Source organism: Candidatus Dependentiae bacterium, assembly GCA_018266175.1.
Classification (GTDB): Bacteria; Babelota; Babeliae; order Babelales; family RVW-14; genus JAFEAY01.
Map to the genome: position 1 here is coordinate 42508 of JAFEAY010000009.1, position 14050 is coordinate 56557.

Genomic DNA, 14050 nt, shown 5'->3' on the forward strand with positions numbered 1-14050 from the left:
TAAACTCATAAACTTCTCACTTTTTTATCCTCAGCACATCCACCCAAAATGCCATCGCTAACATAGTGAAAAAATGATCAATTGGCAAACGAAGCCGAGCAAATCCACAGGCACACGACAGAACTAAAAATAACAAAATAAATGGCATAAGTCTGATTACATTACCAAACCATTCAGAATAAAACAAAGATCTTATTCCATATCCAAAAAATCCAATAAGTACAAAGAACCAGATGGCCAATTCAAAATAAATAAAAAAGCGAATACATGTATTGTGCACTTCTGGAAATAGAAATCGCTTGACCATTGATAACAGGCTTCGATGCTCGTCATATACCGGCAACTCACCGCGCTGTTCGATAACTAAAAGTTCAGATGAATATAACGAAAACGTTGTCTTGAAAATATTTATAAAACAGTGTTTAAAACTATTCATCCAATTTTGATTAAAATAATGAAGCGCAACTTTTTCTAAAATAGCAGATTCTTGCGCTTGATTAAGTGGCTCTTCTTGCAAAATTTGAGCACATGCAAGTTCTCGATTTGCGTGCTCCTGGACCAGCTCTTTTGCTTGCGTATATGAAATGTGGCTATTGGCCATAGCGAGGCGCACAGCACTATGATTCAGAAAATGTGGCCCCGAAAGTGTATGAAAAATCAACGCGCCTGTGAGCAGGTAGTTGCGCAGGAGCCACCAGCCTGCAACGACAAGCCAGCCTGTGAAGAGTGCGCCGTAGCTCCGTAAATAATTTTTCCACGAGCTATTGCACTCGAACAAGAGTAACCCAAGACTAAAAATCAAAGCATAATGACCCACAGGGCGAATGAGCGATGCAATGCCCAACATGAGACCCGCGAGGAATAATCTCTTGCTCAAAAAACAAATCAAAAACAGCAAGAAAAAAATACAAAATAATGTCTCAGCCATAAGCAAATTTGCATAGATTAAATAGCCCGCATGGACCGATGCAACCAGAGCACTCAAATAGGCAACCATCAAGCCCGCAGGAAATAAAATGCGAGCAAGAAGGAAAATTAAAACGGGAATCAAACTCCCCACAACCCCCTGTACTACCAAAGCAACAACCGGATTAACTCCAACACAAAAATAACAAAGCGCAAGAAAAAATGGGTACCCAGGAAGACGGTAAAAGTAAGCGGCACCATCAGCCCCCACAAATCCTAAGCCATGAGCAAGCGACTGAGCAAGTGTATGATAATGCCCGGAGTCAAACATCGTCATGCAGGGGTTGTATTGAAAGTAGAAAAAGAGCGCACAAAGGCGTAGAAACACTGAAAGCGTAAAAAGAATCAATAAGAATTTTTTGTGCTTTTTTAGCGGCTCAAAGCAAGTGAGCAAACCCATAACTTCTCCCTTCTCTAGGGAAACATCGTAGCAATGAACAAGGAAAAATTAAAGCGGGGAGTTTTAAAAAACTCCCCGCAAAACGCTCTGTAAAAAAATTAGACTATTCTAAAAACCACCGTCGCTGTCATATTCAGCATCATCAACTTTTTCAAGTTTGTGAATATCACCAAAATACTCAGGCCATGATGCATACTTTTCAAACTCTGTAAGGACTTCATCGGTCTTTGGTTTACGAATTTCTGAATAATCACACGCTTGGCATGCGATAATTAATGATGACTCTGGATTCCACCAATTACCAAATCGTTCTGCAGGCCAACCTGCCAGAAGATTGTTAAATGTCATATATGATTTATGCATAACGCAACAAACCCAAATAGGTGATTGAAGCTGATCATCCTGCCACTCAGAGGCAATGTGCTTCACTTTTTGCAGTATTGTTGAGAAACAAGGAAGCTTCTTTTTTCTATACATTTCCTGAATCTTACCTAACCACAAGGTTACAAGTTTTCTTTTGAGGTACCCGGCTGTACATGGTGTACACGAAGTAGCCTGCTCAATAACTTTGCTATCTGTTTGCACCGCTAATGCATTACGAGACGGTGAGCTTTTTTTCATATGCTCAATACAAGCAGCATCAACTTGCGCACGAAGATCAACAATCAACATGAGCATTAAGATATCTTTTAAATCTTGCGTTTCCATGCAGTAGATATCACTTTTCTGCAATCGATCAAATAAGTGACTACTCCACACAAGCAAAAGCGGTACATGGCCAAGACCAAACCCGTAGTGGCGCACCATGCTCACTGTTTCTGGCTCAGACATTCGTTTAAGCGCATGGCTCATAAACTCACAAAAACGATAACTATCACAATGGGTAAAAACTTCTTTTTCTTGATTATCTCTAAAAGTAACGCGAAATGATTGGGCTTGTTGAGTCTCTTCAGCATGATCACTTAAAATATCTACAAGCTCTTCCTCGAGAACTGCCTCAACCTTTGTTTCAAAGCTCTGATCTAGAGATACTGATTCTATGTGCTCTTCATGAGGCAAAGAATCATTGTTTGCAAGCACTTCTTGTTGATCTTTTGGTAAATCATCTTGAACTACTAAAGCTGACATTTGAACATCTGAATGTTCCTGTTCAGAATCTACTTTTTCAATCAATTCAAGAGGTATCGAATCAATAGAGGGTACTGTTAAATCGGACTCAAGATTATTGTCATCTCCAGATGGCGCATTAACCAACAACATCGCTTGCAGTTGCTCTTGTTGCTTGTCGAGCTGCTCCTCAACAAGATCTTGGACATCACTTATTTCAAGCTTTTCAACAGAACTTGCAAGCACTTCGACAACCAGAGCATTGCTTATATCAGAAGGCGGCTGCTGTTGGGGCTGATTAGAATTATTTTCGACAACCTTTACTTGATCACTCTGCTGTTTTTCCTGATTGCTACCACGTTTTCTGACATAACCTTTTACTGCATAAACTTCATCAAAATGGCAAAGATGAACAATTCCAATACTCAATACAAGCATTATTAATTTTTTCATATTTTAATCCTTAGTTCGATTTTTTAGATTCGGCAATATTTTTAAGATACGCACAAAAATTTTTCCACGATTCATGATCAAAATGACCAGTTTTATGTACTTTGTTATGCGTTGTTAAAAATTCTTCATTTTGTTTGTGCAATCCATCAACTCCATGCATACCATACAAAGAACCCAGAACAGCTTCTTCAGGAACTCCAAAAACAAGTTGCCCATCTCGAATAGTTCCTGTTGTGAGCCAAAGAGGAGAGATTACTTTTAACGTATCGTATTGACCTGTAAGCCAACTTTGAACATTTGCGTAAATAAGTTCATAATCAGGCTCATACTTTCCAAGTAATGTAATCAAGAATTGATGATACTGGCCACTTACAAATCGCCACACATCAAGTACTTGTTTTGTCATAGCATAATCACATTTAAAACAAAACCACTTATAGGACATGCGAACAAGGAATTCCCCCTTCATCATCAATTCACACAAATACTCGACTTCTTGAGTACTTAAACCGGCAACATTTTCATAAAAACGATTGTGATAATATTTAATTAACTCATATTGAACCGGAAAAACACCTCGATTTGCAGCATCTTTTGCCCAACGCAGGGCATATTGAGACTGCTCGTCATGCTGCTGCATAAAGGTAGAAAAAAGCTGCGTAACTTCTGGATAATTATCCTCTTGAAGCAACTGATCAAGAACATCGGCTGTTGCTTGCTGCTCAGCCTGCACGTGAGCTCGTTTAACCCACATTTTTTTTGGCTGCTCTACGGGTCCGCCAAGCAACCAACTCATTGAATAAGCTTGCTCGGAATAGATAACAAATAAAAATGCTAAGCCCAAGCATTTATTAAAAATACGTTTGATCTTCATTATACTCCCTCTATTTCATGGTTTTTCGGTACGCCCAAACTCACTCTTTTACTTGCAAGAAGTATCCTCTAAATATGACTTTTTATGCAAGCAATATTTTTGATAAAACCAGAGCCACCAATGCATTGATATTATCACCAGCAGAGGCTCCAGCGGCAAGCGTAGTCGAGCACAACCATACGCACACGTTAATCCTATCAATAGTCCAATAAATAAAAATATCGGCAACACTTGGAAAAACAATTGTTTATTAAATAATGCTCTCAAGCAAAAACCAACAAAACCAATAAGCAATAAAAAAGATGCTATAATTTCAAACCAAGTTAATGGAATCAGATACCAAGTATTGACGTTTGGATAGAGATATTTTTTTAATTTACTCCAAGTACTCGATGTTGAGTAATCAGTCCACTCTTGAGTATCGGCAAAAATAAGCTGTGCTGAATACAAACCAAAAACTGTTTTTACCATTTCACACATACAATTTTTTATCACAGTAAAAGGTCGCTGCTTACAGTAAAACAGCGTAATTTTTTCAGCTATCGCACACTTTTCTGGTTCAGAGAGTTGCCTGCTTAATAACACTTCTTGGTCTTTGATTTTTGCTTTCCATTCATTCAGCAGCGCTCCCCGCGCTTGCACATAAGTACAATTGCGCAACTCCATAACCACCTTTGCCGTGGAGTATTGCAAGAAATGCAAGCCTGGAAGGGTATGAAAAAAAATCATACCAGTCAGCAACCAATTACGCCCAAGCCACCAGATAACAACAAGCAGCCAGCCTACTATCAAAACAAGAGCGCTTTTTATTTTTGTACGAATATTTTTTTGAGCAATAAAAACAAGTACACAAGCAACAGGTAATAAAAAGTGACCAACGGGGCGAATGAGTGACGCAATTCCAAGCATAAGACCTGATGTTAAATATTTTTTTCTTAATAAAAGAATGAGAAAAAATAAGAAAAATAGCGCAAATAAGCTTTCTGTTGCAAGCATGCCTGCATAAATAACAAATCCAAGATGAAACACTGCAACCAGCGCAACCATTTTTGCTAGTAAAAATTGATCCGGAAATAGAGCCAGTGTTACGCAAAACATGAGCAAAGGGATCAAACAAGAAATTATAATTTGGTGTAAAAGGGTAAAATATAGATTGTTATCAAAAACTTTATAACAACCAGCTAAAAAAGCTGGGTACCCCGGTAATCGATAAAAATTAGGTGATCCATCAGAATTTGCAATTCCTTTACCCTGAACAATACTCTGAGCAACCGCTTGATACTGCGCTGAATCAAAATAGACGGAATAGTTTTCATCTTTACTCAAAAAACTATAAAAAAGTGCCGTACGCGCAATCAGCGCAAGTATAAAAATCAAAAATAAAAAGCGTTTTTCTTGTAAACAATATGACCACAACATGATTCAACTCCCATGAAAAAGTTTTATGTTGTGACTACCGTACCAAATTTCATCTCCAAAAAAAATGCGTGGAATTATAGCCCCACGCATTTTTAATAACTCATTTACTCAAGAAAAAATATTACTCACCCTGCATAATTAGAAATCAAAATCTAACCCCAAATCATCCGATTCTTCATTAATATCCGTATCAAAGTCTGGCTCGTCTGATTCTTCTTCAGCCACTTGCACAGGGAAAGCACTTTGTACTGATGCAACAGGAGCTGGAGCTGGTTGGCTATACTGCGACTGTGTTGGCACTGATTCTGATTGAGAAGCAGCTGAAGCAGTCGAAACTGCTAAATTATTGCTTGTTGCTATTTCTGCAAAAGAATCTTTTTTCTTATCTTTCTTATCTTTCTTGTCTTTCTTGTCTTTCTTGTCTTTTTTGTCTTTCTTGTCTTTTTTGTCTTTCTTGTCTTTTTTGTCTTTTTTGTCTTTAGAATCTTTTGAATCTTTCGTGTCTTGCTCAGCAATAAGACCAAGAATTTTATTCACTTCTGCTTTAAAAGCTTGTGCATCAAAAACAACTCCATCAGCACGAGCTTGAGCTGCAAGCTTACCAAGACGCTCTATCCGATTTTTGAGATAGCGAATGTAAGACCATGTAAATGTTTGACTCACAAAATCACAAATCGCATCAACGTTAATAACGCCTTTAATAAGACTCGAAACAGGTCCAGAGACCGCTGCTCCAGCACCACCTGTAGCCGCTGTAACAAGGGCTTCAATAATAGTTCCCATTACCGCATCTACTACACCGCCTGCAAGATTCATCACCTTAAGTATAATAGTTAACAGGTTATGAGTTCCCCAAGGTATTTTTGAAAGAGGATCGACAAACATTTCATCGAATTTTTCAAGCGTTTGGTCGGCAGGAGCTTTCATAGTTTCCAAGAGCTTCATGACACTGCCTGTTATCGGATTTTTTTTCAGATCAAGCAATGAGGCAAGCTTGCCTTTATTTGTTGCAACAGGATTTAAGCTATTTCCAAAAGTATCTTGAACCGATGCAAAAAGTCCTTGATTCTCTTTCAGCTTAAAAGCAAAAATAACTGAGTTATAAATTGGTCCTAATGGAACAAATGCGGCAAGCGTTATTGGTCTAAATTGGTTTGCAATTTGTTCAAGAGGACCTGTAAAGATGCTCAACTCTTTTTGTATAAATGCACTCAGCTGTGTAATAGGCTTTTCAATTTCTTTAACTTTTGAGGTAACAATATTTGCAATACTCTTTAAATCAACCTTCTTACCAATGATGCCTTTTGTTTTTTCTGCTTTTTCAAAAGACTTAATGAGCTTTTTTTCTTCTTCATTAATGTATTTATTGTTGGTGAGTGTATGAAATGCCTTAAGGCAAGCAAATGACTCCCTGTTAGATCTATGGATTTCTGTAGATTGAGTAAGACCTAATAGCACATTCATGACCGATCCAACAAGCGGAATAGGGATCGGCAAACCGCTTGGCAGTGGAGGAATAGGACGATAAAGCTCATCCAATGGTTTAAACACTATGGCTGTAAGCTCCTTAATGTCACTCAATTCGCCTGCAAAAATATCTAAAATCTTATTTGCCAACTTTGTAACTTCTTTTGCGGGCATTTTGCTCAATGCAAACACAATAAGCTTTTTGGGATCAGTTGGCAATCCAAGTTTGCTTATCTCTTTCAAAGCATCCTTGCCAACCTTCTCAACTTCTTTAATCCCTTTTTCGGCAGTTTTCTTAATCTTTTTAGTCCCTTTATCTGCTGTTTTTTTAACTTTATCAGTTACTTTTTTAACAGAATCAAAAAGCCCTCCAAAAAGATATACGCCGCTTGCTCCTAGACTCAAAACAGCGACAACAAATATAACACGTACCATGAATTGATTTGAAATTTTCATCGATCCTCCTTCAAAAACCACACCCCAACATTTCTAAATTTAAAGAGAGCTCCCCAGCTCCCTAATAATTTTTTGAGCAACTTACTCAAGCGCCTCTATTAATTCTGATGCTGGTAATTCAATCTGAGATTGCTCTTGGGCAGGAGCTTGAACAGATGTATCATGCTCTTCAAGATCATTCTGCTTTTTATTTTTTTTATCTTTTGACGCTTGAGAAGAGCTATTTTTTTGATAATCCTGTTTAAATTCAAGAATCTTCTGAGCTTCTTTTTTAAGCGCATCTCCATCAACTGTTACACCATCGGCTTGCGCCTGTTTAATCAATGTATCGATACGCGTTATGCGTCGTTGAAGATAGCGAATCCAAGACCAATAAAAGGTCTCGGTGATAAATTCATTAATCATTTTAGTATTAATTATTTTAGTTAAGACACCAGTTACCGTTACAGCCGTACCACCCGTCAGCGCAACCGCAACGCCCTCAACAATTTCTTTAATAACACCATCAATACCACTACCTACAAGATTTATGCCCATTAAAGAGAGTGTCAAAAGCGTCTTTGAAGCCCAGGGAAGCCTTGCAATCGGATCAACAAACATCTCATCTATTTTTTCGCATAAATTATTGGAAGGAGCTTTGAGTGTTCGTAAAACTTTCATACAATTACTTGTGAGCGGATTCTTTTCTAAATCGGTTATTGAGGTAAGCTCTCCAAGAAGCAGCTTTTTCTTTTCTACCGGCTCTAACCCATTTTCCATGACAGCTCGCAGATCATCAAATTTACTCTTCATATCTTTCAGGTTAAAAACAAAAATAACTCGATTATAAATAGGACCCGCAATTGGGATAAATGAAGCAAGAGGAATAGGTCTGAATTCTTTGCTTAACTGTTCAAATGGCTTAGTTAAAGGTGTTGCTTGCAATTGTATATAATCTAAAAATTGAACCAGAGGCCCTACTATTTTTTTTATCTCTTTGGCAACGGTACCGGATATGCCCCGTAACTTATTCAAATCAACAGTCTTTCCAATAAGACCTTTATGCTTATCAAAATCTTCCCGCGATTTAATAATTTTTTTATCTTCAGTGTTGATGTATTTATTGTTGGTTACAATATGAAATGCTTTTAAATAGGCGAAAGTATCATATTGAGTTCGATCAATACAGCACGATAAAGTAAAGTCACACAAGATATCCACTATCGATGAAACAGCAACTGGAACAGGAGGTGGAAGTGGTATTCCAAATAAAGGAATCGGTGGAATTGGCCTCATAATTTCATTGACTGGTCGCATAACAATATCAGCAATTTTTGCAATATCACTGAATTGATCAAGGAGAATATTAAGAATTTTTGTTGCAAGCTTTTCAAGCTGTTTTGTAGGCATTTTACTAAATGCAAGCGTCAAAAGTTTTTGAGGATCTGTTGGCAAACCGAGCTTACTCAGTTCTTTAAATGCATCCTTTCCAACTTTCTCAACCTCTTTAACTCCTTTTTGAATGCCCTTTTCAACGTCATAAGTAGCTTTATTGACGGTCTTCTGAGCATCTTTACCAGCAATTTTACCCACAATATCGCCAAAGATATTTGCTTGAATTTGCGGCCCAAAAAATAATAGCCCGGCTCCCAAAAGAACTGCCACCAGTATTAAATATCGCATCGAAAAGAATTTAAAAAGCTTCATCGATCCCCCTTAAAGCCCACACCCCAATGCTTCTAAATTTAGAAAAACTTAGAAAATCTCGCATGCTGATTATTACTCAGGATAGACAATCAAATTTCAAACAAGCAATAGTTACCAAAGAAATAAGATTTTAAGGTTTAAAGGTCCATTTTTTATATTTATATTTTTAAGCTCTTGCAGCAGAACTACTCACTCTTCTTGAGCCATTTCATACTCCACAGGGCAAGACTCCAGAGAAGCGTAAGTACAAAAACCATTATGCAGCTCAGCTTCCAAGAAAAAAAAGATGAAGTGTTATTTCCAAAAGAAGAAAGCTGATACGTATGATACCAAAGCATTTTTTGAACCGTAACGTCATTCAATATCCGCTCAAAGCCACGTACATCAAGAAACTTCCATGCAATAATAATGATGAGGAATAGGAAGGTGTTGGCAATCAAGTAGCCATTGCGTACTAATGAAAGCTGTTTTTTTTGTCGACGTAAAAATATAAGCGCTTTTTGTAATGCATACCAAATACCATACCAAATTGTACTGAGTGAAAAAATCGGAATGATATAATTACCAAACAATGCAAGCACAGGAATAAATGACTGATCAGTTACATAATGCGGTGGCATGAGCCAAGCAAATGATTTGAATGCGCTAAAACTGAGTATGCTTTGATAGGGAAAAGAAAAGTTTGCGTAGGGGTTGCAATAAAAGAGAAGTAAAAAGCCTGCTCCAAGCAGATTATAAAGAGCACATAGTCTAAAAAATCCTGCGAGTAAAAAGAAGACAACCGGCCACTGCAAATAAGGGGCATAAAGACCCGTTAAACCCATAATTGCCATAAAACTTAAAAATATTCCGGTAAAGGTATCAATCTGCTCTTGATAGTAAATGTATGCAACCAATCCAGTTATGCTCAACAACCACAATCTATTTTCAAGCAAAATACGCCAAGAAGTAATCGTAAACGGATAAGCAAAAGGCAGTCCAAACAAGGGCGTTTCATGATTTGCAAAGCGCAGCAAATTATCTATTCCTACAAGCACATTAAAGCCAAGGACATGAAGCACTCCCAATACGGTAGCCACGGTAAGCAACATCCCAACAACCGCACTGGCTTGATAGGAGAAATAGAGTCTCAAATCTGCTGGCGACTTTTTATACAAATAGCTTAACGCTGCAATCATCGCAAGTATGACAAAAATAATTATCCCCCAAAAAACAAGTACCGGAAGATATTCAATAATCTGCACTGCACAACGTGTTAGTGAAAATCGGGAGAGCCGAGCAATAATATAGACCGTGATAGCCGCCGTGCAAATAAGCGAAGCAGCACCTTTTCCAATGCACCACAAATGCCCAAGTTTATGTGAAAAATTTTTAAAGGGAGTAAAGAAGAAAAATAAAAAGAGTAATGCATACGATTTAAATAAAAATGAAAGCGCGAACAGAACCCCAAACAAAAAATATTTGGTATATGAATCGTGAAAATAGTCACGAACATAAAAGCTCAATACCAAAAAAAATAAAACGATACTATCAAACTGAAAATGAATACAGTTGATAATCAACGGAATCGGAGCAAAGGCATAGAGCAAACCAACGGTTGCCGCATATTCAGGCTTTGAGCGCTTAAAAATATCGTATACCAGTACAACCAGCATGAGATCAAAGAAGATTGGAAAAATCTTGTAACAAAAGCTTAATGGTAACGAAGTGTAAATATTGAGCACACCGGCAGCCCAACTCAACATTGCTGCAAGCGGAATGTAGGGGTGAGGTAGATTAAGCGCACCCTGTGTATGGGCAAAGATGAGCTTAGTAATAGAAACTTCATTACGCATATCTGCACTGCCAAAAAAAATAAATACCAGCGGAAAGCGTACAAGGAGCGCGCTCATGACAATAATCAACCGCTGGACCTGTGGGCTGTAGCGGTGAATGTTAAAAATATTTAATGACTGCGTAATGTTCATGAGAGCTCCTTATTAAAAAATTTTTTTCCAAAATACAGCCAGAACGACCATGAAGTTATAATCAGCCAAGGTTCACACGGAAGCCGCATGCGTGCATAGCCACCAGAAAGCGAGATTACGATAAAGAGCAGCATAAAGGGAAGAACTTTTGCAAGTGCGTCAGCAAGCTGCATATGTGCTTCAAAAATAAGTCCTCGTAATGCAACCACTAAACTTCCAGCAAAGCCAATGAGTATGAATAAGAATAAAAACATCTCGACATAGGTAATGACCTTAAGCCAAAATTTATCAGTTTGTGGAACGAGGTAGCGACAGAACATCGCCCAAACCCCACGCCCTTTTGCAAAATAATCAATATCTTGTCGACCAGATTCCAAATACAGCAGCTCTGCCGAATAGAGAGAAAGTGTGGTGCGCAGCATATCGGTACACCAATTTTTTAATGCACTAAACGGTCGTTTCATAAAGTACTTAACCGAAAGCCGCTCCATAACAATGCACGTTTCAATTTCTTGCAATGGTCGCCCAAGCTCCTTTTCTTTCTGGTCCATGAGCTCCTGCGCCTCACGTGAAAGTATTTGGCGCGCTTCTTGGTAGGAGGTTTCATGCACATGCATGGCAACACGAGCGGCAGAGAGATAGAGAAAGTGACCGCCTGGTAACGTATGGAAAAATAAATACCCGGTGAGCAGCCAATTACGCAACAACCAGATCGAAACAGAAGCTAGCCAGCCACAGATGAGCGCAATGTTTTTGGCACATTTGTTTAGCCAACTGCCGCACCCACACCACAACAAAAGCAGGCTGACTACCAGTAAGTAATGCCCAACAGGACGCACAAGCGATGCTGCGCCAAGAAAAATTCCCGAAAAAAATAGAGTCAATAATTCTTTTGAAAAAAAAGTATCAACGTGTGTTCTGCTTCGGGGAAATATTCGAAACGCTTTGAAAAAAAATATTGCAAAGAGCAGGAATAAAAAGATAAAGAGCGTCTCGGTCATGAAGAATCCTGAATAGAGGACAAGACCGAGGTGCACAGAGCTGTACAGGCTGCTTGCTTTTGCAAGCAAGAGATGAGCAGGAAAAAGCGTTAAGCTCATCGAGAAAATGAGTACGGGAATGAAGCAAGCAAGCAGCACCTGCAGCCATAAAACATTTTTGGTATCGGGGCCAAAGAGTGCGTAATACGGTGCTAAGAAAAGAGAATAACCGGGCACGCGGTAAAATTGCGGCTGACCATTTGGTTTACTGATTCCATGACCTTGCGCAATTTCTTGAGCCGTTAGATGATAGGTATTTGAGTCAACCTGCCAGTAACGCTGATCGTGGCTAAGATAGCCATAAAAAACTAAAGCTCGAACTACAAAGGCAAGTAGAACCAAAACAATCAAAAAACCGGTATTTTTTTTAATAATCGATGCAACCATATTTTCTCCTCTTTTTATTGAGGATAGCTGCACCGATTAATTTTGATAGTGGCAGTTAAACGGTTAAGCCACCTTTAAGCTGCTGCAAGCTTTGCGTCAGCTGATTGAGTTTTGCTTTGAGTTTGGTCAGAGATTCTTGAAGAGTTTCTAATTTATTTTTAAGCTCGAGGTTACTCGCAGTTTTTTCTGCTTTTTTTCCGTCAAGCCACTCTTGTGCAGTCTGGAGATCAAGCTTGCTACCAATTTTTTCGTCAATAAGCTTTTTAACTAATTTTTTATAACCTCGAAATCTTGCTACATCAATTGCAGAAGCATCTTTTATTTTTTCTTCTTTGTTTTCAGCCACATTTAAACCAGAGATTATTGCTTGCTTTTTATTACCGATAGGCCTTTTATTAGTTTCTTGCTCAGCAATAAGCTTGTCAATAATATTAGAACGTTTAAACCACGCTGCCAAAATAAGAGGCGTAGCATTCTCAATCTTCGTCACGCTAAATTTAGGCATTCTCCTGGTGGTAACTTCAACCATGGGCTTAATTTCTAAATCTGTTGTCTGGTCAAGATTCGTTGCATATCCCCATCCTATAGTCGCTTTCTTATCTATAAGCTTTATAGCTTCTTGATCATTACCATTCTTAATTGCCCCAAAGAGCTTCATTTCAGTTGATTGATATCCAAACATTCCAAAGGCATCTCCTGAAAAGCAACTCACCGCCAGCCCCAGCGCAATAGTCCACAAAAAATTCATACCTCTACCCTCTCTAATTCTTTTGAAAATAGATTCACCTGCCATGCATGCGCACTGCGCATAATTTCGCGCATGTCTGAATATTGCGGCCTCCAACCAAGCACCCGAGCAACCTTTGTTGCATCTGCTACCAACGTTTCAGCATCACCAGAACGACGTGGTCCATAATTGATTTGGATTTGTTCCCCAGACACCTCTTGCGCACAAGCAACAAGCTCCTTAACGCTGTAGCCAATCCCTGTTCCAAGATTCAAAACTTGGCTTTGACCGTCAGAATTCAGATACTCCGATGCTTGCACATGAGCGCGAGCAATATCAAGAACATGGATATAATCGCGCACACAGGTTCCATCAAGCGTGTTGTAATCAGTTCCAAAAATATTAAAGGGTTTATTATTGCGCGCAGCGGCAAGTAAAATAGGAATGATGTGGCTCTCTGGCTTGTGAAACTCACCAAGTCCTTGCTCGGTCAGGCCACCAGCAGCGTTGAAATAGCGCAATGCAACATAACGCATTCCATAGGCGAGGGCATAATCCTGCAACGCATATTCGATCATGAGCTTGGTTCGCCCATAGGGGCTGACAGGATTGGTGGGATGCTCTTCATCAAGGGGCAAACGCACCGGGTTGCCGTAGACCGCACAACTGGAAGAAAAAATTAATTTGTTCACGCTGTACTCACGCATGACATCAAGCAAGTGAATAGTTTTGATAACATTATTATTATAATATTTTGCAGGATCTTTAACTGACTCACCCACTTCAATAAATGCTGCAAAGTGCATCACCGTATCAATTGCGAGCTCTGAAAATATTTTTTTGAGCAGCTGGCGATCGCCAAAGTCTCCCTGCATAAATGTTGCCCATGGCAAATTCACAGGCTGTTGATGCATAAGTGCATCAAGAATAACTACTCGGTAACCTTGTTGCGCAAGCAACCACGATGTATGCGAGCCGATATACCCAGCCCCGCCAATGACAAGTACTACTCTCTTCATTTCTTTCTCGATCGTATAATTTTTGGACAAACAGCTTTGTATGGTAAGCAACGCGAGTAATTGGAATAAGGCCAGCTGCAAA

10 protein-coding genes are annotated in these 14050 nt (G+C 38.9%); all 10 read right to left on the reverse strand.

Annotated elements, in window-relative coordinates; translation table 11 throughout:
• Positions 1-16: 16 nt before the first annotated feature.
• Entirely contained in the window at positions 17-1366 is a 1350-nt protein-coding gene (locus tag JST56_02335) for a hypothetical protein (GenBank protein ID MBS1987808.1), read from the reverse strand.
• A gap of 108 nt (positions 1367-1474) precedes the next feature.
• Positions 1475-2926: a hypothetical protein gene (locus JST56_02340; protein MBS1987809.1), complete on the reverse strand. Its 1452-nt coding sequence runs from the start codon at positions 2924-2926 to the stop codon at positions 1475-1477.
• A gap of 10 nt (positions 2927-2936) precedes the next feature.
• Positions 2937-3800, reverse strand: coding sequence for a hypothetical protein (locus JST56_02345; GenBank protein MBS1987810.1), 864 nt, complete (start codon positions 3798-3800; stop codon positions 2937-2939).
• 48 nt (positions 3801-3848) lie between these two features.
• Positions 3849-5219 (reverse strand): hypothetical protein, encoded by a 1371-nt coding sequence (locus JST56_02350; protein ID MBS1987811.1) that lies wholly within the window; start codon positions 5217-5219, stop codon positions 3849-3851.
• Positions 5220-5357: 138 nt separating this feature from the next.
• Positions 5358-7142 (reverse strand): hypothetical protein, encoded by a 1785-nt coding sequence (locus tag JST56_02355; GenBank protein ID MBS1987812.1) that lies wholly within the window; start codon positions 7140-7142, stop codon positions 5358-5360.
• Between the two features lie 81 nt (positions 7143-7223).
• Entirely contained in the window at positions 7224-8828 is a 1605-nt protein-coding gene (locus tag JST56_02360) for a hypothetical protein (GenBank protein ID MBS1987813.1), read from the reverse strand.
• A 185-nt stretch (positions 8829-9013) separates the two neighbouring features.
• Positions 9014-10795: a hypothetical protein gene (locus JST56_02365; GenBank protein MBS1987814.1), complete on the reverse strand. Its 1782-nt coding sequence runs from the start codon at positions 10793-10795 to the stop codon at positions 9014-9016.
• On the reverse strand, positions 10792-12222 hold the full coding sequence (locus JST56_02370) for a hypothetical protein (GenBank protein ID MBS1987815.1): 1431 nt from the start codon (positions 12220-12222) through the stop codon (positions 10792-10794). The genes JST56_02365 and JST56_02370 overlap by 4 nt, the downstream gene beginning before the upstream one ends.
• 55 nt (positions 12223-12277) lie before the next feature.
• Positions 12278-12970 (reverse strand): hypothetical protein, encoded by a 693-nt coding sequence (locus JST56_02375; protein MBS1987816.1) that lies wholly within the window; start codon positions 12968-12970, stop codon positions 12278-12280.
• A complete protein-coding gene (galE, locus tag JST56_02380; GenBank protein MBS1987817.1) occupies positions 12967-13968 on the reverse strand; it encodes a UDP-glucose 4-epimerase GalE in 1002 nt (333 codons plus the stop codon). Before galE ends, JST56_02375 begins: the two co-directional genes overlap by 4 nt.
• Positions 13969-14050 lie beyond the last annotated feature (82 nt).